This is a genomic window from Rhodococcus sp. MurmanLake-1, from assembly GCF_056945715.1.
Genome location: NZ_JBWZNF010000010.1, coordinates 109,825 through 130,468, shown reverse-complemented (window position 1 = coordinate 130,468; position 20,644 = coordinate 109,825). Strand labels below are relative to the sequence as shown.

Here is a 20,644-nt window from a genome sequence, read left to right as displayed (position 1 = left end):
CATCCACTTTCTATCGTGAAGGGGTGTCGGATTCGGGGAGCGGCCCGCCTCCGTCTGGAATCTTGCGGCCGGAATCGCGGTACTGCACCGCGGCGTGAAATCCGTCGCGTTCGGCAAAATCCTTGAACCAGCGCCCTTCCGGCGAGTGACGCGTAATTCCGTCGAACAGGGTTGCCAGCACCTGGGTGCCCTGCAACCCCATGTTGTCGTACGCCTGATTGATCATCATCTTCTGCATTGCCAATTGATTGAGCGGGACACCGGCGATGCGATCCGCCAACGCCTCCACCGCAGCGTCCAGTTCGTCGGCCGGCACCGATTCGAGCGCCAATCCCCAATCGGCGGCGGTGACACCGTCAATGGTGTCTCCCGTCAACAACATTCGCTTGGCGCGTTGCGCCCCGAGGCGGTACACCCACATAGCTGTGGTCGGGCAACCCCAGACGCGAGCAGGCGGGTATCCGATGCGGGCGTCGTCAGCCATGATCAGCATGTCGCAGGACAGCGCAATATCGCTTCCGCCTGCGACTGCATGACCCTGAACTTTGCAGATGGTCGGCTTGAGCGATCGCCAGAGGGTGAAGAAGTCATCGGTGTTCTGCTTCATGCCCCGAAAGTCCTTGATGGGGTCCCACACCGGGCCTTGATTCCACTTTCCGTCGAGATCTCCTTCGGCGAACTTCTTGAGGTCGTACCCGGCGCAAAACGCCTTGCCTGCGCCTTGCAAGATGATCACGCGAACGTCGTCGTCGTCATTGGCCGCCGCAACTGCATTTCGGATGTCCGACGGCATCCGATCGTCGATTGCGTTGAGCCGATCGGGGCGGTTCAGGGTGATGTACGCCTTACCACCAGAGGTCTCGTATTTCAGGGTCGCAAAATCTGTCATCATCGGTCCTGTCGATCGAGCGCATCTCGAACGAAACGAGTTGCGCTAGTTCTGGGTGAGCAGCAGGCGAACGACGCCCGCCCATTGACTGATCGAACGACGCGCAGAGGCATCGCTCTTGTGTACCGCCCGGGACAACGCCAAACCACGGAGCATCAGCACGGTTAGATCTGCAATTTGCGAATAGTTCTCGGAAGCAACAATTTCAGGCCCGAACGCGTCATGGACAACTCGCTGCAAATCCCGCCCGGCGACGCGCTCCGATTCGCGGAGAACCTCCGCCAACACCGGATCCGTCCGAGCCGCCGACCACAGTTCGAGTTCCGCTTGGAACGGCGGCTGAGTCAACGCCGAATACAAAGCGGAGATCGAGTTCTCGATCGTATCCACCGACGGGTCTTGTCGAGACATCGCCGACCTCACCGCCGCCTCGTTCCGCACGACGATATTCGACACCAACGCGGCAGTGAGCTCCTGCATATTCGGAAAGTGGTGCAGGAGAGCGCCCCGACTGACTCCGGCAGCCGTTTGAACCGACTGCGTCGTCAACGACGAATACCCGTCCGCTATCAGTAAATCCGTTGCCGCATCGAGAATCCGGTGGCGCGTGGCTTCGCGCTGCGCGTCACGCAGGGTCACGGTCACACCTCCAGCCTCTCGAGTGGCATGGCTCACAGTTTCACAGTCCATTCAGACTGTCAACGGTTGAAGACCTCCGGCGTACCCTCGATCCACCGGACCTCGGACTGATCGGAGCAACAAGTGAGAACCTCACCGCCGACCGTCTCGCTGACGCTCGATCAACTTGCCTCACGCGCCGCTTCACTGATCACCGACAACGGCCGATACATTCTCGGCATCGCGGGAGCCCCTGGAGCCGGGAAATCGACGGCTTCACAGGCAATTGCGCAGAAACTGGACTCACTGTGCACCGTCGTCGAGATGGACGGCTTCCACCTTGCCAATCGGGAACTCGACCGACTCGGCAGGCGTGGACAAAAAGGCGCTCCGGAAACTTTCGACGCCGACGGATACGCGGCGCTTCTACACCGCCTCCGATCCGAAGACTCCATTGTGTACGCGCCCGCCTTCGATCGCGAGATCGACGAATCAATCGGCAGCGCAACCGCTGTCGAGCCTCGAACGCCATTGATCGTCACCGAGGGAAACTACCTCCTCCTACCAGACGGCAGCTGGCCACAAGTACGAGCGGCGATCGACACCGTCTGGTACCTCGAGGTTCCGGAGGCGACACGCACGCAGCGGTTGGTGAAACGCCACAGCCGCTTCGGGAGGAGTTCCGAAGCGGCCGCGGACTGGGTGAGACGGGTGGATCAACCGAACGCCGACGTAATCGCAGCGGCCAGGTCACGTGCGGATCTGATCGTGGAGATCCGCACGTGACTGCCGAAGTTCGGCAACTCCCCACACCCACCCGTCATCCAAATGAACGGCGAAGACTACGGTAGTTTGGATTAAAAACCCTGGTCAAGTCGATTTCATGTCTCCATACATACGTACGTATGGATCCTCTTTCGGCCATCATCCTCGGGCAACAAACTCTACCGCTGGTCGCCGCCGTCAGTCTGGCTCCTCAGTGAAACTCGACAGTTGCGCAGCAAACAGATTCAGTACGTTTGCGGTTATTCGTTCGGTGAAAGGATCCCGGTGAATCAGTCCACTGACCCACTCGGTCGTCCCGGCATTGAAAACGGTTCCGAGACCGCGCTGATGTGTTGCCACCATTCCCGAACCGTATTCGAACTCGCGCAGATGCTCGGGGAGTTCTCTCCCATAGGCACTTTCGAAGATTCCCGACACCTCGGCGAAGGGCACACCAATCGGAGCGGTGCCGTTCCAGTTGTCCCGTGACCCCGATACTGCCGGCGCCATTGCGATGATTTCCAGATCCTCTGGTGCACCGTCGACACCGGTGGCGTACGGCAGACCCTTCCTGAACGTGTAGTCCGCACCGTCCATTGCGAAAGCAGCAATACAGACCGGCGCGATTCCGAAGTTGTCACCGTAATACAGGTCGGTTCCGTTCAATGCCCAATGATCGGGCCGGTATACGGTAAAGCCGCCGGATGACCTCGGAGCTGTTGCACCGTAACGGTTGTACACCCCCGCCATCGCGGTCAAACCCATCGTCCACGCGCCCGGCCGATCAATCTCGGGGGAATCCCATGCCGTGGTGACGCGGGTGGGGTCTACTTCTCGTATGGGATCGTCGAAGGGGTTCTTGTAACAAATCTGCGCGTCACCTTCGATGCGTACCTGCCACAGGAAGTTCCCGCCGAATCGCGCCAGGCCGCCTCCTCCTTCGACAAATGCGTCGAGACGATCACGCATTTCCCACGACCAGTACTCGTCGTGACCGACGACGACTGCACACGAATATCCGCGCAGCGCTGAAGGATCCTCATGTAGGTCGTGCTGGGTGATGTGGTGTACGAGAAACGCTTGCTCCTCCGCCCACACCGTGAACGGGCGTTCGTACGTCGCCCAGAATGCGTCGGCGTGATGGCGCGAGTATCCGTTCACCCAGGCCCATTCGTACGGCGGGTGCCGCGGAACCCATCCGATTCCCGGCATATCGGTGTGAATGTTTCGCGCTGCACCTTCGGGTTTGCGCAACATCCCGCGCGCGATGGGACGCTGCGTCGACGAAATCGGTGTCGCCATGTCGCCGAAACCGTCCGGGGCACCACGGAAATTGTTGGCTCCGCCCCAGTCGTTGTAGGCCAACATCGTGCTCGTGGTGTGGATGAGGACCATGTCAGCGTGCTCGGGTTCACGTGCCTTGACAATGAAGAAGCCCTCACGTTCGACGACCACACCTTCGTGGCGCATTCGAACCAGGATCAGGTACATCCCCGAAGCCCAATTCGGTGCAACGGTGAAGGCAACGGATTCCGACCAATCACACCCGGTCGCATAGGCGTCGTCGGGCGTCGACTGTTGTTTTCCTGGTAGCCCGATGTACTTGACGATGCTCTGTGGGCGCGCGCCGTCACGGACCACCTCGATGTCGTATTCGTCAGCGGTGGTGTGGACCCGCACCGAGACGGTGTCGCCGGCGAAGTAGGAGAACTTGTCTGCGTAGACCCAGATCTCAGGTGCACCCGGAATCAATCCCGGCCGTTCGACCAAACCACCAGTGGCCGACCACGCGGCAGCAGCACCCGCGCGACGTGGACGGGTTTTCTCTCTCATGGGGTAACTCCGTGGATCGTCGTATTTAGGCGCATGGACTGGGAATGAGGGTGCCCGAGGTCGACCGAATTTCACTCGAAGTTGTCCCGGTGTTCTACGAGAGTGCCGAAACGTTTCGGCATAGTCAATAGCTCTGATGAAACGATTCGGCGAAATTTCTCCGACTGAACAATCGTCCGCCAGGTTCCCCCTGCCGAAACGATTGGGCGTTACTCTTGAGTAGAAACCGCCCAGCAACTAGAGGACGCGACCCCGATGATCACGCCGAACGTCCCGACGCTTCGCGATGTCGCGACAGCCGCCGGCGTCGCCGTGTCCACAGTTTCCTACGCACTCAACGGCAAGGGCAGAGTCGACTCTGCCACCCGGGCGCGTGTTCAAGAGGTTGCGGATCGCTTGGGTTACCGAGCCAATCGGTCGGCACAAAACCTTCGCTCGGGTCGAACCGCCACCCTCGGGTTGATGCTCCCGGCTCCGGACGAGCCTTCCTCGGCCGAGTACCTCAACTTCGACTGGTACGGCCGTGTGGCGACCGCCGCCACACAGGCAGCGTTCCACGCCGATCACTCACTCCTGCTGTTGCCGTCGATGAAGGACCCGAACGGACTGCGTCGCATCGAGATGGACGGTGTGATCGTCGTCGACCCGATGATGCACGACCCTCGCGTCGACATCTTGAAGAAACTCGGAATACCTTCTGTCGTAGTGGGTCCCGGCAACCCTGAGCAATTCGGATGGAGTATTTCGCCGGATCTCTTCGCCACGACCGAAACGCTCTTGAACCACCTCACCGAACAGGGCGCAACGGATATCCTTGTCCTCAATCCCGGAATGGATTCGGCATGGACTCGCGCAACGACCATCGCTTACCTCGAATGGTGCCGCATCCACGGCGTGTCGCCCCGAGCCACGGACGACCTGGCGTCGTTCGAGGGCGTCAATTCCGTCGAACAACTCGTCTCCGCGGCATACGCGGCGACTCACAAAGCACTGACATCCGAGAATCCCCCTGACGCGATCCTCTCGGTCATCCTCGGTTGCGCCCCCGCCGCTGCACGAGCGGCGCTCGATCTCGGCCTGTCAATTCCCGGAAGTATCTTGATCGCCCAGGACAGTGACGAGCCCGCTCTACTGATCTCCGATCCCCCGATCACCGCCGTCGACTTCTTCCCCGAAGAACAAGCAGCTTTGGCGGTGGATGCACTGCTCGCCCTGATCGACGGTGACGAACCCTCTGCGCCGACCCACACCCGTAGCGAACTACGAATACGAGCAAGCACCGCAAATTCGCTCACCCCATGAATTCACTCGGCACCGATAGACTGATTTCCTGACAATCGTCCGTCGCAGACCGAGAGGAATCAAGCCATCGCGCACCGCTCCCGCGACCGCTTGGCCAGGTACCTCGCCGTAGCGCTCGTCTGCATCTTCACGCTCGTGATCTCGGTCGCCAGCGCCACCGGTCTCGACCGCGATGTCCCTGCGGTACGCATCGCTTACGCCGCTGCCGCAGATACTTTCGGCGATCTGTATCTTCCACCCGGATCGGACGGCGACCTGCCAGTCGTCGTATTGATCCACGGCGGCGGCTGGGCGCAGAAGAGCAATCTCGAGTACGCGGGTGCGTGGGCAAAAACGCTGACCCCCTACGGAATTGCGGTCTGGAACATCGAATACAGACGTATAGGTGGGCAGGGCGGTTGGCCGACTACTCTCTCCGATACCGTTGCGGCGACCAACGCGCTTGCCGGCATCGTTCAGGAAAAGGCCTCCGGGCGACTGGATTTGGGTCGCGTGCACATCGCCGGATACTCCGCGGGCGGACAACTGGCCGCGTGGGTCGCGTCGCGACCACAACAGGACACGGATGCTCCCGCGCCTGACCTCACCGTGCCGATTCGTTCGGCGACGATCATGGCCGGCGTCTTCGACATGACACTCGCCGCAACCGCGGGCAAAGATCGATTTGTTCGAAATCTTCTGGGCGGCATGCCGGTCGATCACCCTGACCGTTACCGCATCGCGTCACCGATCGAACATCTCCCCACCGGGCTCCCCGTCACGGCGATCCACGGACTCGGCGACAAGGTCGTGTCGGTCGAACAGAGCCGGCGCTATGCCCGTGCCGCACGAGCAGCAGGCGACGTGGTCGATCTGATCGAACTACCCGGCGTCGGCCACGGCGACTTCGGAAACCCGACAACCAACGCCTGGGCTATCACCAAGCAAGCAATAATCGATCACGTAAACACTCCTTGAGCAGGTGAAACCGCCTACTGTGAGCATGATCGCCCGCAAAAGGATTAGCTGAAACCAACTCCATGACGTACGGTGGGGTTATCAGAGGGCAGCCGTCAGTCAGGCAGCCGGTCGCTTCGCCCGGAACGACAGTTCCAATATTCGTTCCAGGGGCAGACTTCCAGTTCGGTGCAAATCCGCGCCTTTGATCACTACGCACTTTCATCAGTCCCGCAGATTGTTGACCAGGCCGAAGGCTCCGACAGAGTCCGCCGCCAATCGCGTACCGACTGCACCAGTATCAACATGCGCTACACACCGCACGGGCCCAAAACCCATGTGGTTCAAAGGAATACCTTGTACAACACCATGATTCACCCCGACGACACGAACAACCAGACGAACAGTGTCCCGACAAACGGACTACGGATCCCGACTACTTCGGGCCGTCTCCGCGAACGGGCTCTCGAAATTGTCTGCACGCTTTACCGCTGCAGCACCGACGAAGCCGCCGACCTGCTGGTACGACATTCTCAGACCAACAACCTCAAGGTCACCAGCCTGATCAAGGCGCTTGTCGCCTTGATCGACGAGGACACCTCCGGCACCGGCTACGGAAGCAACAACGCTCTGGCGTCTCACTTCTGGCTTCGCGAGATCAGGAATCTCAGCCAGGCCCACCGACGCAGCGATCACTTTCACCGCCATCTCGTCGGCGCGTAACAGTCGCTGAACGACAACTGACCTGAAACGACAACTGGGGCAGTACACGGAAATCGTGTACTGCCCCAGCTTCGTGTTTTCAGTTGTCAGGCGGAAGCTGATTCTCGGCAGTCAGGCGGAAGCCGATTCTCGGCAGTCAGGCGGAGGCCGATTCCTTGTTGAGGTCCTGCCGCACACCGTCGGTATCCGTCGCCTCGTCCACATGCTGCGGAGCGAAGAGCAGGCAGACGATGCTCAGGATGCACATGCCGATCAGCAGTGCGATGACCGGCCAGATGCTGCCGGTTGCCTTGTACATCAGCGTCGAGACCAGCGGAGACAATCCGCCGAAGATCGCGCCGGCACCCTGGTACGCCAACGAGATGCTCGTGTAGCGCGCCTGCGGCTTGAACATCTGCGAGAGAACGGCGGCGATCGGACCATACGTGGCAGCAAGCACCAGTCGCATGACCGCAAACGTCAGGAAGATCAGGAACACGGATCCGGACTTCAGCACCAGGAACTGCGGCGCTGCGAGTATTGCGACCGCAGCAAGACCCCAGATGACCACGCGGACGCGCCCCACCTTGTCGCCGAGCCACGCAACTCCCAGGGTCGCGATCAACTCGACCACTGCAGCGACACTGAGCGCGTTGAGAATCAGCGTCTCCGACAAGCCGACGTCGGGGTCGGTTGCGTATGCCGTGATGAAGGTCGTCACGAGGTAGTAGCCGCCGACTGCGACCGGCAGAATGCCGATACCGAGGATGATCGGACGCCAGTTGGTCACCAGCGCGTACTTGAGCGGCAGCATCTCCGGAACGTCCGCGGACTTCACCTCGGACTCGAAGACCGGGGACTCCTCGACCTTCAGGCGAACGACCAAGCCGACCAGAATCAGCAGTGCCGAGCAGAGGAACGGCAGACGCCAAGCCCACTCGCGCAGAGCGTCGTCGCCGAAGGTGGAGAGAATGCTGAAGAAACCGGTGGCAAGAAGGGCGCCGGCCGGGTTGCCCAGCTGAGCGAATCCGCCGTAGAAGGTCTTCTTGTCCTCGGGAGCATGCTCGACGGCCATCAGGACCGCGCCACCCCATTCGCCGCCAACGGCGAAGCCCTGGACGAAGCGGAGTACGACCAGCAGTAGCGGCGCCCAGAACCCGATCGACGCGTACGTGGGCAACATGCCGATGAGGAATGTTCCTGCACCCATCAGCGTCAGGGTGACAACAAGAGCGGTGCGTCGGCCCATCTTGTCACCGACATGGCCGAACACGATTCCACCAAGGGGGCGGGCGAAAAACCCGACGGCGTACGTCGCGAACGCCGCCGCAACGCCGGTCAGGCGATCGGTTCCGGGCGGGAAGAAGATGTCACCGAAGACCAGGGCGGCTGCCGTGGCATAGACGTAGAAGTCGTACCACTCGATGGTTGTACCGACGAAGGCTGCAAATCCCGCCTTGCGGGCCTTCACGATCTGTTGCTCTCGGTTCATTACTTTTCCTCGGTGGTCGAAGTGCTCGACAATAGGTGGTTATGACCTGAATGTGCGAGTTCGCCGTCGATCCAGGTCGCCCGGACCTCGATCTGCGCAATCGCGTCGGCCGGAACCTCGAGGAGATCCGCGCCCAGAATCACGAAGTCGGCCCGCTTGCCGACCGAGATGCTGCCAAGTTCCGCTTCACGGCCCAGCGCACGCGCGCCGTTGAGCGTGTGAGCCTGCAGTGCCTGGTCGGCGGAGATGCGGAGTGCATCGGAGCCGAGCTGATGGCCCTGACGCGTCACACGAGTGACGGCCGCCTGAATGGCCTCGAGCGGCTTGGGCTCTGCGACCGGGGCGTCGGAGCTGATGGTCACGGGAACCTCGGCAGCGATGAACTCCCCGAGCGGGTTGAACCGCTCGCCCGGAGTGCCGATCGCCGCGGTGACGCCCTCACCCCAGTTGTAGTAGTGCTGCGGCTGGTTCACCGGGTAGACACCGGCCAGGTTCATCCGGGCGATCTGCTCGGCCGTCGGGAGTCCGCAGTGCTCGATGCGGTGACGCGCGTCGGCGTCGGGGTGAGCCTTCTGCGCTGCTTCGATGGCGTCGAGCACCATGTCGATGGCGGTCGGCGACTGTGCGTGCGTGGCGGTCTGCAGACCCACGGAGTGTGCCTTGGCAATGAGCTCCGAGTAGTCCGCCGGCTCATGGTAGAGCTGCCCGGTGCGGCACGGGTCGCCCACGTAGCCGTCGGGGAAGTATGCGGTCCAGCCGCCGAGAGTGCCGTCGGCGTAGAACTTGATGCCGCCGAACGCGAGCCGCGAATTGCCGAAAGCGCCATGCATTCCCGTGTCGATGACGTGATCGAGGAGATGGCTGAGCATGTACATGCTGACGCGCGTCTTGAGCTGATCCTGCTCGGCCAGTCGCAGGTACATGTCGAATTCACGACGCGTCACCTGGCAGTCACCGATGGTGGTGACGCCGCCGGCCAGGAACTTGTCCTGAGCGACCGACAGCTGGCGAAGGTGCTCTTCCGGCTCGTCCTCGAGATGGAAGTTGGGTCCGTGATGGCCGACCTTCACACCGTTGACACCGGTGAGGATGTTGCACGCGGCGTCGGACAGCTCGCCCGTCAACTCGCCGTCTGCGTCTCGGAAGAACTCGCCACCGGCCGGGTTCTCAGTGCTCGCATCGATGCCGTGCTTGTCGAAAGTGAAGGAGTTGACGACGCCGCCGTGACCGCTCGCGTTCATGAGGTAGACCTCGCGATCAGTGGCCACCTGATCGAGCTCTTCCTTGAGCGGATGACGCCCTTCGATCAGGTTGCGGTGCTCATAGCCGTATCCGCGAATCGGGACACCTGCAGGAGCTGTGAGTGCCGCTTCCTGAAGCAGGGCAATGATTCCGGGAATCGAGTGCGCCTTCTCCGGCCCGCAGTCCACCCAGCTGAGCATCTGTCCGTACATCAACGGGTGTGCGTGCGGATCGACGAATCCGGGGACGACGGTGGCGCCGTCGAGTTCGACCACCGCGGTCGTGCGAGTGCTCAGGCGTCGCGCCTCCGTGCGGCATTCCTCGAGTGTCCCCACCGCGGCAAAGCGGTTTCCGAACACCAGGAACGCTTCGGCTCCCGCCGTGCTGTCGTCAACGGTGTGGATCTTGGCGCCGGTGAAGATCGTGGCGGTGGCGTCGAGCGGCGAGGCTTCGTGCGTGTGCAACTTGCGCATGGTGGTCCTTCGTCGAGATGGTGGTGCAGGTCACTGCGTGTTGAGCGAAAACTACGCCCTGACCTGGAGCTATGCAATGCATCAAAGTTTCAGACCAGGTGGTACACAACTTTTTTGTACAAGTTTTCGAGCATTTCTGCACTTATCCACATCATCTATGCCCACATGCGACTGTTCTAATAGGAAGCTCATACAGAAAAATCTCTGGAAAAGTTGGGGCATCCATGACGGTCGATCTCGATTCCAAGCTCATCGCTGCTCTTCAACGCAATGGGCGAGCGACGTACCGCGAACTGTCCGTGGCCGTCGATGCCCCACGCGCGGCAGTGTCCACCAGGGTGCAGGCACTACTCGACTCGGGAACGGTGTCCGTGGTTGCCGTCGCACACCCCGAACTTCTCGGCCTGAAGGCACTCGCACACGTGTCGATCGCCGTGTCCGGACCGATGACCCCGGTACTGGACGCGTTGATCGAATCCGAGGCTGCCGTCTACATCTCGGCAGTCAGCGGGCAGTACAACGTGATCGCGGAACTTCGGGTGTCCAGCCACGACGATCTGTACCGCGCTATCGCCGAACTCCGCTCACAGCGTGGCGTCAGATCCGTGAGCACGCTGGTCTACGTCGACGTCATCAAGGGAATCTTCATGCCCGAAACCGCTTTACAAGCCGACATCCGACTCGATTCGACGGACGTCACCTTGATCGAACTGCTCGAACGCAACGGGCGCATGCCATTTCTCGAGCTGGCCGAACACACCGGCCTGTCGCCGAGCGCTGTGCGCAATCGCGTCAATCACCTGATCGCGAGCACGGCACTGCGCGTCGGCGCTGTCGTCAAGCGGCGAGGTGGTGGCCGGACGCTGGCGATGGGCATCGGCGTCAATCTGGGCTCACGGGACGACAACGCGGTATCGGAGATCGAGTCCCTGCCCGGAATCGAATTCCTCGCGCGGACCCTGGGACGGTACGACGTGATCGCGACGGTCGCCGCCAACTCGTCCAACGACCTCCATGCCCTGTCCGAGCGAATCCGGGGCATCGACGGTGTCAGCGGCTTGGAATCGTGGGCGCATCTCGAGGTTTTCAAGGAGCACTACGCCCGCAGCCTGGACGTACGCGGATAATTCCCAAGTCATTGACCCACTCGTGAGAGCACGCTAACCTCGGACAAAGTCATTGACTCACTTACCCGAGGTGGCACACATGTCCGATTCCGGACGCAAGGTAGACATCGTCGCTGCGGCGATCGAGGAGGCGATATCGACCGGCCGATGGCCCGTCGGATCAAAACTCCCGCCGGAGACCGCACTGGTCGAGGATTTGGGAGTCGCCCGAAACACCATGCGCGAAGCGGTACGGGCGCTTGCACACGCCGGAGTTCTGTCCGTTCGTCACGGTGGCGGCGTGTACGTCATGGCGGCGTCGCCGGTCGAAGGACTACTCGGGCGCAGGCTCGCCAGAGGTGACGTTCTCGACGTACTGAGCCTGCGACGCGGACTCGAGGTCGAAGCCGCGCGACTTGCAGCGCAGCGCCACACCCCCGAAGATCTCGCGCGGATACATGCAGCCTGGAATGCCCACCCCGGTCACGTCGGCGGCTTCACTGTCGAAGCCGGCATGGCCCTGCACCTTTCGATCGTCGAGGCGTCCCACAATTCCGCACTGATCGACGTCTACCGGGGAGTCCTTGCCGCCGTGACGGATTCGCTGTCCGCAGTCAGTGTCGGTCCAGGTTTCCACGTCGACGAGCACCGACCCTTGATCGCAGCCATCGAGGAACGCAACCCCGACGAAGCAGCGCGCGCGGCGGGCGCAGCGCTCGATACGGTCATCGATGCAGTCGAAAGGAGCTTGGCGTGAATCAGGGAAACTGGAACGGTACGACGTATTCGCCTCTTGCCGAGCAACTCTCACCGGCATCGACGGAGGCACTGCGCTCGATCGGGCATGTGAGCACGGTGTACGACGTCTGCGCCGGAACCGGGAACTTTGCGCTCCCGGCAGCTCAGTCAGGCATGACGGTCCACGCACTCGACCTCTCCGCCAGCCAGCTCGAGGTCGCACGCGAACGCTGGATTCCCCACCCCGCCACTACCCAACCCACCTTCACGATCGGCGATGCGCAGTCTTTACCCTGGCCGAATTCGAGTGCCGACGCCTGCGTCAGCATCTTCGGGATCATCTTCTGCCCCGACCCCTCGATTGCCCTCGCAGAGATGATGCGGGTGACCCGGCCAGGCGGAAAGATCTGCGTCGCAACGTGGTCGGAGAACGGGTGGGCAGCAGCACTCCGCCGGGAGGCCGCCTCGGCATGGAATGGCATCACACCACTACCGACGACATGGTCGAGCTCGAGCGAATTCGAGAAGGCGGCAGCCGGATTGGAGTCGGTGAGCTCGGCCTCCCACCTGCTCGAGTGGGAACTACCAGCCGGATCGGATCCCGTCGAGGAACTGTGCGACCAGGCACCGGCGTTGAAGAACTTTCGCGAGGCCGTTCGAAGCACGGGGAATTGGGCTTCGATGTCAGCGCACCTCCGCTCGACGCTCGAGCCCTATCTCAGGTCGAGTGCGACAGGCCCCGTCGCCACCAGCGAATACGTCCTCCACGTTGGCACTGTCCCGAACTCTGACACCGCGTTCTTCCGAACGCGCGGGTAACCCTCTTTGCCGGATACGGTCTCTTCACCGTCCACCGACCCGAAGAGGCCCGCTCGATGTCCGAATCGAACTCCCTGCCCGAATTGAAGCAAGCATCGCAGCAAGCATCGAAACAAACGTTGTCCATGACCGTCCTCATGACGCCGGACATGTCCAATTTTTCGGGCAACGTTCACGGCGGAACGATTCTGAAGTTTCTCGACCAGGTCGCCTATGCGTGCGCGAGTCGATACGCCCAGACGTACGTCGTGACCCTGTCGGTGGATCGCGTGGTGTTCCGCGAACCGGTGCATGTCGGAGAACTCGTCACGTTCAGCGCTTCCGTCAATTACACCGGGCGCACCTCGATGGAAATCGGAATACGCGTCGAAACCGAAGACATTCTTCTCGGAAAATCTCGACACACCAATAGTTGCTACTTCACGATGGTCGCAATGGGCAGCGACGGAAAACCGGCCGAGGTACCCCAACTCCGGCCGACCGGAACAATCGCGAGGCAGCGATTCGAGGCCGGTCGTCGGCGTCGTGAACTGCGCAGAGAGAACGAGCTTCGTGAACAGTCCATCCGGGCTGCAGTTCGGGACTTAACGCCCGAACACGATGACTAAATCCAGTCAAATTTAAGTTATAACCTTATGCATTAAACTGATCGAGTGACTTCGAAGGCACGGGAAAACTATGACGTTGTGATTGTCGGCGCGAGCATCGCAGGATGCGCGGCCGCAATCATGTACGCCCAGCAAGGTCTGCGGATAGCGCTTCTCGACGCTCGCTCCGACATCCGGGCGCACAAAGTCCTGTGCACTCACCACCTACAACCCTGCGGTGCCCCGATCTTGCAACGACTCGGCGCCACGGAAAAACTGCTCGCCCTGGGAATGGTGGAAACCGTTCCGAAATTCTGGACCCCGTGGGGAATGATCACCCCTGATGCTGCAGAGAACTCACCGCCGCCTGGATTCAACGTCCGAAGGGAAACTCTCGACCCCCTCCTGCGCCAACTCGCGAACGACTACCAGAACGTCGACCTTCTTCTCGGACATCGTGTTTCCGGACTACTGACCAAGAACGGCACTACTGCAGGCGTCTACGGCACCGAACAGGGTTCGGCCTTCACTGTCGAAGCACGATTGACCGTCGGAGCAGACGGCAAGGATTCGACCGTCGCACGATCCGCGCGTTGCGACTCGGTGAGTGCGTCCAACGGGCGCTTCAGCTACTTCGCTCAACTCTCCGGACTCGAACGACCCGACGGAGAATCTTCATTGTCGTGGTTCATGGATCCCGACGTCGCCTATCTACTCCCCAACGACGGCGGAATCAGCGTGCTGGTCGTCTTCCCTGCCCTCGACAAGCTCGGCCCGTTCACTGACGACCTGTCTACTGCTTTCCTCGCGTACGCCAACGCATTACCCGGCGCTCCGCCAGTTCGCCGAGAGCACATCGTCGGGAAGATCGTTGGTACCAAACACTTCTCCACAATCCTCACCGACCCGGTAGGTAACGGGTTCGCACTCATCGGCGATGCCGCGGCAACCAACGACCCGTTATGGGGCATCGGATGCTCGTGGGCACTGGAGACCGCTCAGATGCTGGTCGACGCGACCGCCCAAATGCTGACGGAGACGACGTCACACACACTCGACTCGCATCGGAACGTGAACGCTGCCTTGGCCGAATACCGCAGTGCCAGAGCGAGTATGACGAAACACATCGATTACATGAGCGGTTACGCCGGTGGGCGAAAGTTCACCGCGATCGAACGTCTGCTCATCTCCGCGGCCACACATGACCACGACGAAGCCCAAAGGTTCTACTTGTTCGGTTCCCGGTTGATACCCGCCGAGCAGTATCTCTCGACTCGCTCGGTCGCGCGGGCAGCACAAAAACATCTCAGACACCGTCTGCGTCGTAGATCTGTGGCCGGGACGTAATCTGCCAAGCGTTTTTTCGGCGCCGGCAACGGGGAACCCTCCGATCGCAACCGAGCCGGAGGAGCGACCATGCGTGCACACATCGCCATTCCGAGTGAATCGACTTGTCACAGGTACGTAGTCGCCGTCGCCAGCTCCACCTTCGCCGAATCGGTCATCTGGTGCGACGGCCCCGCGTTCGACGCAGTACTCGTTCTGGGCAGCGAGATTCCGCAGCACAGTGGCCACCGAGCCGTACTCGCCTGGAATCACTACTTCGGGTGGGCGCTCGGCGTGGAAACGACACCGGATACGTCGTTCGCCGTTGTCGAATGCCTCGGTATCGGGAGAATGCCGGACCCGGAACTGTGCGCCGACCGCGCTGTCGAGTTGATTGCCCAGGCGGGTAGTTAAGGAACTCGTCGCGCGGCGCGCAATCAAGCGGGCATAAGATCGAGCGCGAGTTTCGCACGCCCGACGAAAGAGAGCCCGACATGGACCCGGTGAACAGGCCTGCCGGTCAGCTGGCTCTCGAGAACGAACCGGACGGCAGGGCGACTTTGCGGGCGCGTCAGACGCCCCGCAGTGAGCGTCGCAAAATCGGGAAGGGCCTGCGCAAGCGAGTAGCACGATCGTCGCTCGGTGATTGGACGCCCCCGCCCAACCGACGCGATCCGGTCGATCAGGTCAACACGGCACACGAGGGAAGACTCGACTGGTTGGTTCCGATTCGTGTGGGACGCATGGTCGCTTCACCGTACGGTTTCCTGCGCGGTACCGCCGGCTTGATGGCAGAGGACATGGCGCAGCTCCCGTCCACCGGCATCACTCCCGTCATCTGCGGGGATGCGCACGTCGGAAACTTCGGGTTCTACGGGTCCCCGGAACGTGAACTTGTCATAGACCTCAACGATTTCGACGAAGCACATCCGGGCCCCTGGGAATGGGACCTGAGAAGGTTGGCTGCGAGCATCTGGGTGGCCGGGCGGCAGAACGGTCTCACCGAAGCTCAATGCGAAACAGCGACAACCTCGTGTGTGTCCGCATATCGCCTCCACTTGGCAAAGCTTTCCGAGCGTCCACTGTTCGATCGCTCCTTCGACCGGGTCGATCTCGACGGACTGACCGACCACGTCACTGATCCCGGGTTGCTGGCCGAGATCCGCCGCGCCGCGGAGCGGGCACGACGGCGTACGAGCGATCACGCGGTTCCTCGGTTCACTGTCGAGGATCACGGACGGCGCCAGTTGGTCGAAAACCCGCCGCTCACAACACGACTCACGCCGCAGGACACCGACTTCCTCCTGGAGGGTCTGGACGAGTATCTCGAAACCCTTGCACCACACTGGCGCCGAGTCGTCTCGGGATACAACGTCATCGACGTTGCGCACCGGGTTGTCGGAGTCGGAAGCGTCGCTCTGCGTGCGTATGTCGCCCTGTGCGAAGGGAGCATCCCGGACGACGTCATCTTCTTGCAGCTCAAGCAGGCTCGCCGATCCGTCGTTGCCCCCTTCGTGCACGGCGACTCGGCCTGGCACGACCATCAAGGACGACGCGTCGCGGAATACCAGCAGGCTCTCCAGACAGTCAGCGATCCACTGCTCGGGTGGTGCACCGTGGACGACCGCCAGTACTACGTCCGTCAGTTCCGGAACATGAAAGGTTCTGTGGACCTGAACAATATCGATGCAGCAGCCTTGACCGATTATGTCGCGATCTGCGGTCGCCTACTGGCCAAGGGACATGCACGAACCAGTGGCGCGTCACTGATTTCCGGTTACCTGGGAACCTCGGACACGGTCGACACCGCCCTCACTCGGTTTGCTCGGCTCTACGCCGATCAAACCGAACGTGACCACGACGCTCTGTGCCGGGCGGTATCGGCCGGTACGATCGCCGCGGAGCCGGGAATCTGATCCCTCACGCCGCGACGATCCTGCCCTGCTCGAACTTCACTCCACCCCAGATTCCGGTCTGACCAGTGGCAGAGGCGAATTCACGACACGATTCCGCAATCGGGCACCTGTTGCACACGTCGGTCGCGTAGTCGTATCCCTCGGACGGGAAGGGAAACCAGCGGTCCGGCTCGGGGTCTCCTCGACATTCCGCCTGCCACCAGGTTCGGTCGTCCGAGATCGGCAGAAGCTCAGCCAGATTCGAGATTTCGTCAGCGCACATCACTTACTCCTTTCGACCGTCACGTCCGACTCAATTCACGCCAGATCTTCTGCTGCACTTTCTCGATGCGTCGAGGTGCCTTCGGTTCCCACAGCAGCCGCATGCCGGCCTCAGCCGGTGTGCGATCCGCTTTGCGCTGATTGCAGGAACTGCAGCACGCCACCAGATTCCCCCACGTATTGGGCCCGTTGCGGCTTCGCGGCTGGACGTGGTCGATGGTCGTTGCTCTGGCGGCGCAGTACGCACATTGACGACCGTCCCGGTCGAAGATGCCGGCGAAGGTCGCTCGGCTGGAATCGGTGACCGTAACCCGGTGGGCGACATACACGTACTCGGCAAGCAGGATCGTCCGAGGCAGTGGGATCTCGACGTGCTTGGAGCGCACCGGAAATATCGGGATCACGTCTTCGGTGGACTGCGCAGAACCGGTGGCGATCAGGACGACCGCACGATCGGCGCTCACTTCACCGAGGTACTCGTACGTTGCGTTGAGTACCCGGACGGACCGGTTCATCCAGCTGTGAGAAGCGGCGGTAGATGCGCGGTTCGGGTTCCGCATGAGACGTCTCAGTTCATGTCGAGGAGTGGAACTCCTGGACACGAGGACGGGTCAGGAGCAAATACAAGAAACAGGGAACGGCATATATCCAGCGCCACTCTGTTCCCCGAATGCAGGAAGGGAAATGCCGCGGGGTGAGTGCCCGCGCAGGTGCAACGCTTGCTTCGAGTCGCGCATGCCTGTCCCCTTCCACTTCTTGTTCTCTTCACCGACGATTGCCGGCGCCCATCATCACACGGAAGGCATCCTCAGCGATATTGATTTATCAGGCCGGAATAGCCGTCCAGCAAAGGCCGCGGTTTGACGCCGGAACACGCGGCTTGATCGAATGAGCCATGACTTCGTCGTACATCGACCTACGCTCGGACACCGTCACCAAGCCTGATGCGGAGATGCGGAAGGCGATGGCTGACGCCGAGGTCGGTGACGACGTCCTCGATCACGACCCGACCATGGCGGCGCTCGAGGAAGAGGTCGCACATACTCTGGGCTTTCCGGCGGCCATGTGGGTACCGAGCGGATCGATGGGCAACCTGATTGCGCTGATGCTGCACCTTCGCCGCGGCGATCAGTTCCTCGCACCGGAACACTCTCACGTCTTGGGGTCAGAGTTGGGCACCGCTGCTTGGCTCGCACAGGGAATGCCGATGGCGCTGCCGCACGACGGCGGACCCGGACGTCCCAGTCCCGAGACCGTCGTGAAGGCGGCGGGCTCCCCCGGCCCGTACTTCACGTTGAACACCACGCTGCTCTGTCTCGAGAACACCCACAATTTCGCCGGCGGCGCCGTCATGAATCCGACGGAGTGGACGAAACTGGTCGACGCGGCGAGATCACGCGGCTTGAAGATTCACCTCGACGGCGCCCGCCTCTGGAATGCCGCTGCTGCACTCGATGTTTCGCCCACCGAATTGACTTCCGGCGCCGATACCGTCCAGGTGTGCCTGAGCAAGGGACTCGGTGCGCCGGTCGGCTCGATTCTGGCCGCATCACCTGAATTGATCACCGAAGCCCGAAGGATCCGTAAGATGCTCGGCGGCGGCGTTCGTCAGGGCGGGGTGCTTGCCGCAGCCGGCATCGTCGCGCTTCGCTCACAAGCTCGCCTGTCCGACGATCACGACAATGCGCAACGCCTGGCGTCGGGCCTTCGTGAACGCGGTTGGGCTGTCGACGAACCCGCAACCAACATCGTTCTCGCCGCCACAGCCGATCCGTCGGCCACCGTTGCTCAGCTCGCCGCTGTCGACGTCGGTGCAGTCACCGTCGCCGGGAAGGTTCGGTTCGTGACACATCGAGACGTGAGCACTGCCGACATCGACGAAGTTCTGTCCCGACTAGCCGCCTGAGCTACACCATCAGCGGTTGAACCTCCTGCGCGACAAGGCGAATGAACTCGCGAACGTCCGGCTCGTCAACGGTCGGTTGGAGTACCACGGTGGTTGCACCCGCGTCCACCCATCGCACTGCTGCGGCCGCAACGTCGGCCGCGGTCCCCACGGCAATCGCTTCCTCCGGCGACTCGCACCCTGACGCTGCGGCCTCGGCAAGGGCGCGCTCACGACCGCTGGAACCAAATGCACAGATGACGTAAACGACCACCTCGAGATCCTGCGCTCCGATATGAGCGATCGCCCGGCGAACGCCTTCCGGGGTCGTCCCACCCGAGAGCACGGTGCCCTGCGCCAACTCACCACTGAGCGCCAAAGTCTTTGGCCCCGTGGCACCGACGAGCAACTGCGGCACCTTCTCGGGCGGCCACGCCAGCTTGACGTCCGTGAGATTCACGTATCGACCGGATACCGTCACCGACTCACCGCGCAGTAATCGCTCGAGTGCTCCGAACTGCTCCCGGAGGAGGGTCAACGGCGATTCGACCTTGGCGCCGATCTGCCGCATCCAACTCTGAACGCCGTGACCGAAGCCAACCCGCAGTCGATCCGGATGAACTCTGGCCAGCGCCGAAATCTCCATCGCCGTGATCGCGGTGTTGCGCATCGGAGTCGGCAGCACACCGATCGCTACTCCCAGGCGCGTGGTTTCGGCCAATACAGTTGCAGCAGTGGCTATTCCTCCGCCGAAGAAGCAGTCCTCCCACAGCCAGACCTCGTCGATACCGACTTCGTCGGCATACCCCGCATGCCGAACCAGATCTTCCGGGGATTGCTCCGGGCGCAGGACCACGGCAATCCGTGCGGCGCTCATGCCGTCACCAGAAACGCAGCGATCTCGTCAGCTGTTCGGCGACCCTGTTCGCGTCCCAGTTCGGCTGCCGGGCGCCTTGTCGCCGGCGAGAGAGAGTTGGTTCCGATCGCTTCCACGACGGCGTCGTCGGCGAAGATCGCCAGTACCCGTGACTGCGTCATCGCGTCGATTTCCTCTCGTAGGCTGCCGCCCAGCAGATTCGGGGCGGGATCGGCAGCAGGTGAAAGAACCACGACCACATCGCAGTCGGCAGCCAAATGAACATTCGAGCCACTTGCCATTCCGCCGTCCATGTACCGGTCGCCCTCGATCATGACTACCGGCCACACCCCTGGTACGGCGCAACTTGCTCCGACTGCGTCGATCAGTTCTACGCCGTCAGCACTGCCGAACACCCTCACCTCACCGGTTTGTGCGTTGATCGCCGGGATGCGCAACTCCCGCTCGGGCCACAACCGATTGGGCAGCCTTGCCTCGATGACCGCACGACGCACGGCGGGTTCGACGGTGTCGGCGGCCATCGCTGCCTCGCCGAGCGCACGAAGTTGTTCGGACCGATCCGCGGAGCCCGCGATCGCGTCGACGAACATCTGACCGAGGACCTCGACATCTACCTCCGGATCGATCTCACCGGTCGCAGCGGCCGTTTGTGCGTCGAAAAGCTCCTGAAGTGTCGCGCCGCCCGCAATCTGAGCAGTCACGGTGGAACCTGCAGAAGTGCCGATCAATACGTCCGCTGCCAGCAGCGCTGCGGCAGCGTCCGGCGATTTGTCCTGAACGCCCAACAGAAAACCGGTTTCCCAGGCGATTCCCGCAACGCCGCCACCGGCAAGTACCAACCCCAATTTCACGCCGTCCACCTCTCGTCGATCACGAT

The 20,644-nt window shown here is 61.8% G+C and carries 21 protein-coding genes; 12 read left to right on the top strand and 9 right to left on the bottom strand.

Going from position 1 to position 20,644, the window contains the following annotated elements; genetic code table 11:
• Window positions 1–10: 10 nt before the first annotated feature.
• Together AC2ETI_RS24805 and AC2ETI_RS24800 are read right to left on the bottom strand one after the other, a co-directional pair.
• A complete protein-coding gene (locus tag AC2ETI_RS24805) occupies window positions 11–889 on the bottom strand; it encodes a crotonase/enoyl-CoA hydratase family protein (protein WP_020971163.1) in 879 nt (292 codons plus the stop codon).
• A 45-nt stretch (window positions 890–934) separates the two neighbouring features.
• Entirely contained in the window at window positions 935–1,528 is a 594-nt protein-coding gene (locus tag AC2ETI_RS24800) for a TetR/AcrR family transcriptional regulator (protein ID WP_020909519.1), read from the bottom strand.
• A gap of 123 nt (window positions 1,529–1,651) precedes the next feature.
• Between AC2ETI_RS24800 and AC2ETI_RS24795 the strand changes: the two genes are divergently transcribed.
• Window positions 1,652–2,293: a nucleoside/nucleotide kinase family protein gene (locus tag AC2ETI_RS24795; RefSeq protein ID WP_060937807.1), complete on the top strand. Its 642-nt coding sequence runs from the start codon at window positions 1,652–1,654 to the stop codon at window positions 2,291–2,293.
• Window positions 2,294–2,470: 177 nt separating this feature from the next.
• On the opposite strand, the gene AC2ETI_RS24790 is transcribed toward AC2ETI_RS24795, so the two are convergent.
• On the bottom strand, window positions 2,471–4,105 hold the full coding sequence (locus AC2ETI_RS24790) for a N,N-dimethylformamidase beta subunit family domain-containing protein (protein ID WP_483634544.1): 1,635 nt from the start codon (window positions 4,103–4,105) through the stop codon (window positions 2,471–2,473).
• A gap of 255 nt (window positions 4,106–4,360) precedes the next feature.
• Here AC2ETI_RS24790 and AC2ETI_RS24785 point away from each other — a divergent pair, with 255 nt between their 5' ends.
• The 3 genes from AC2ETI_RS24785 (at window position 4,361) to AC2ETI_RS24775 (ending at window position 7,066) form a co-directional block, all read left to right on the top strand.
• On the top strand, window positions 4,361–5,407 hold the full coding sequence (locus tag AC2ETI_RS24785; protein WP_483634543.1) for a LacI family DNA-binding transcriptional regulator: 1,047 nt from the start codon (window positions 4,361–4,363) through the stop codon (window positions 5,405–5,407).
• A 90-nt stretch (window positions 5,408–5,497) separates the two neighbouring features.
• Entirely contained in the window at window positions 5,498–6,364 is an 867-nt protein-coding gene (locus tag AC2ETI_RS24780) for an alpha/beta hydrolase family protein (protein WP_080910325.1), read from the top strand.
• A gap of 336 nt (window positions 6,365–6,700) precedes the next feature.
• Window positions 6,701–7,066: an ANTAR domain-containing protein gene (locus AC2ETI_RS24775; protein ID WP_024487573.1), complete on the top strand. Its 366-nt coding sequence runs from the start codon at window positions 6,701–6,703 to the stop codon at window positions 7,064–7,066.
• A 136-nt stretch (window positions 7,067–7,202) separates the two neighbouring features.
• Here the strand turns inward: AC2ETI_RS24775 and AC2ETI_RS24770 are convergent, their stop codons facing one another.
• Window positions 7,203–8,537 carry an MFS transporter gene (locus AC2ETI_RS24770; RefSeq protein ID WP_020909524.1) on the bottom strand — a complete coding sequence of 445 codons (1,335 nt, stop codon included), beginning with the start codon at window positions 8,535–8,537 and terminating at the stop codon, window positions 7,203–7,205.
• Complete coding sequence (locus AC2ETI_RS24765; protein ID WP_483634542.1) at window positions 8,537–10,252, bottom strand: amidohydrolase; 1,716 nt, start codon at window positions 10,250–10,252, stop codon at window positions 8,537–8,539. The genes AC2ETI_RS24770 and AC2ETI_RS24765 overlap by 1 nt, the downstream gene beginning before the upstream one ends.
• Window positions 10,253–10,476: 224 nt before the next feature.
• On the opposite strand from AC2ETI_RS24765, the gene AC2ETI_RS24760 reads away from it, so the two are divergent.
• From AC2ETI_RS24760 to AC2ETI_RS24730, 7 genes are all read left to right on the top strand, one after another.
• Window positions 10,477–11,379 carry an Lrp/AsnC family transcriptional regulator gene (locus AC2ETI_RS24760; RefSeq protein WP_019745816.1) on the top strand — a complete coding sequence of 301 codons (903 nt, stop codon included), beginning with the start codon at window positions 10,477–10,479 and terminating at the stop codon, window positions 11,377–11,379.
• A gap of 79 nt (window positions 11,380–11,458) precedes the next feature.
• On the top strand, window positions 11,459–12,115 hold the full coding sequence (locus AC2ETI_RS24755; protein WP_046379500.1) for a FadR/GntR family transcriptional regulator: 657 nt from the start codon (window positions 11,459–11,461) through the stop codon (window positions 12,113–12,115).
• Entirely contained in the window at window positions 12,112–12,915 is an 804-nt protein-coding gene (locus tag AC2ETI_RS24750) for a class I SAM-dependent methyltransferase (protein WP_483634541.1), read from the top strand. The genes AC2ETI_RS24755 and AC2ETI_RS24750 overlap by 4 nt, the downstream gene beginning before the upstream one ends.
• Before the next feature lie 56 nt (window positions 12,916–12,971).
• Entirely contained in the window at window positions 12,972–13,523 is a 552-nt protein-coding gene (locus AC2ETI_RS24745) for an acyl-CoA thioesterase (RefSeq protein WP_020909529.1), read from the top strand.
• A 45-nt stretch (window positions 13,524–13,568) separates the two neighbouring features.
• Window positions 13,569–14,849, top strand: coding sequence for an NAD(P)/FAD-dependent oxidoreductase (locus tag AC2ETI_RS24740; protein WP_020971174.1), 1,281 nt, complete (start codon window positions 13,569–13,571; stop codon window positions 14,847–14,849).
• A 69-nt stretch (window positions 14,850–14,918) separates the two neighbouring features.
• Window positions 14,919–15,242, top strand: coding sequence for a DUF6292 family protein (locus AC2ETI_RS24735; RefSeq protein ID WP_019745820.1), 324 nt, complete (start codon window positions 14,919–14,921; stop codon window positions 15,240–15,242).
• Between the two features lie 80 nt (window positions 15,243–15,322).
• Window positions 15,323–16,744, top strand: a complete 1,422-nt coding sequence (locus tag AC2ETI_RS24730) for a DUF2252 domain-containing protein (RefSeq protein ID WP_019745821.1) — start codon at window positions 15,323–15,325, stop codon at window positions 16,742–16,744.
• Window positions 16,745–16,748: 4 nt separating this feature from the next.
• Here AC2ETI_RS24730 and AC2ETI_RS24725 read toward each other — a convergent pair whose 3' ends face one another.
• Window positions 16,749–17,006 carry a WhiB family transcriptional regulator gene (locus tag AC2ETI_RS24725; RefSeq protein WP_003943196.1) on the bottom strand — a complete coding sequence of 86 codons (258 nt, stop codon included), beginning with the start codon at window positions 17,004–17,006 and terminating at the stop codon, window positions 16,749–16,751.
• A 19-nt stretch (window positions 17,007–17,025) separates the two neighbouring features.
• A complete protein-coding gene (locus AC2ETI_RS24720) occupies window positions 17,026–17,565 on the bottom strand; it encodes an HNH endonuclease (RefSeq protein WP_031333862.1) in 540 nt (179 codons plus the stop codon).
• Window positions 17,566–17,900: 335 nt separating this feature from the next.
• On the opposite strand from AC2ETI_RS24720, the gene AC2ETI_RS24715 reads away from it, so the two are divergent.
• A complete protein-coding gene (locus AC2ETI_RS24715; protein WP_021345907.1) occupies window positions 17,901–18,911 on the top strand; it encodes a threonine aldolase family protein in 1,011 nt (336 codons plus the stop codon).
• Between the two features lies 1 nt (window position 18,912).
• Here the strand turns inward: AC2ETI_RS24715 and AC2ETI_RS24710 are convergent, their stop codons facing one another.
• Window positions 18,913–19,767, bottom strand: a complete 855-nt coding sequence (locus AC2ETI_RS24710; protein WP_020971177.1) for an LLM class flavin-dependent oxidoreductase — start codon at window positions 19,765–19,767, stop codon at window positions 18,913–18,915.
• Window positions 19,764–20,627, bottom strand: coding sequence for a patatin-like phospholipase family protein (locus AC2ETI_RS24705; RefSeq protein ID WP_283307916.1), 864 nt, complete (start codon window positions 20,625–20,627; stop codon window positions 19,764–19,766). Before AC2ETI_RS24705 ends, AC2ETI_RS24710 begins: the two co-directional genes overlap by 4 nt.
• Window positions 20,628–20,644: the final 17 nt, after the last annotated feature.

Bases quoted from the DNA above. Each gene is read 5' to 3' on its own strand.
- AC2ETI_RS24805 (WP_020971163.1), bottom strand. From the start codon at position 889: ATGACAGATTTTGCGACCCTGAAATACGAGACCTCTGGTGGTAAGGCG.
- AC2ETI_RS24790 (WP_483634544.1), bottom strand. From the start codon at position 4,105: ATGAGAGAGAAAACCCGTCCACGTCGCGCGGGTGCTGCTGCCGCGTGG.
- AC2ETI_RS24785 (WP_483634543.1), top strand. From the start codon at position 4,361: ATGATCACGCCGAACGTCCCGACGCTTCGCGATGTCGCGACAGCCGCC.
- AC2ETI_RS24770 (WP_020909524.1), bottom strand. From the start codon at position 8,537: ATGAACCGAGAGCAACAGATCGTGAAGGCCCGCAAGGCGGGATTTGCA.
- AC2ETI_RS24765 (WP_483634542.1), bottom strand. From the start codon at position 10,252: ATGCGCAAGTTGCACACGCACGAAGCCTCGCCGCTCGACGCCACCGCC.
- AC2ETI_RS24760 (WP_019745816.1), top strand. From the start codon at position 10,477: ATGACGGTCGATCTCGATTCCAAGCTCATCGCTGCTCTTCAACGCAAT.
- AC2ETI_RS24755 (WP_046379500.1), top strand. From the start codon at position 11,459: ATGTCCGATTCCGGACGCAAGGTAGACATCGTCGCTGCGGCGATCGAG.
- AC2ETI_RS24745 (WP_020909529.1), top strand. From the start codon at position 12,972: ATGTCCGAATCGAACTCCCTGCCCGAATTGAAGCAAGCATCGCAGCAA.
- AC2ETI_RS24735 (WP_019745820.1), top strand. From the start codon at position 14,919: ATGCGTGCACACATCGCCATTCCGAGTGAATCGACTTGTCACAGGTAC.
- AC2ETI_RS24730 (WP_019745821.1), top strand. From the start codon at position 15,323: ATGGACCCGGTGAACAGGCCTGCCGGTCAGCTGGCTCTCGAGAACGAA.
- AC2ETI_RS24725 (WP_003943196.1), bottom strand. From the start codon at position 17,006: ATGTGCGCTGACGAAATCTCGAATCTGGCTGAGCTTCTGCCGATCTCG.
- AC2ETI_RS24720 (WP_031333862.1), bottom strand. From the start codon at position 17,565: ATGCGGAACCCGAACCGCGCATCTACCGCCGCTTCTCACAGCTGGATG.
- AC2ETI_RS24715 (WP_021345907.1), top strand. From the start codon at position 17,901: ATGACTTCGTCGTACATCGACCTACGCTCGGACACCGTCACCAAGCCT.
- AC2ETI_RS24710 (WP_020971177.1), bottom strand. From the start codon at position 19,767: ATGAGCGCCGCACGGATTGCCGTGGTCCTGCGCCCGGAGCAATCCCCG.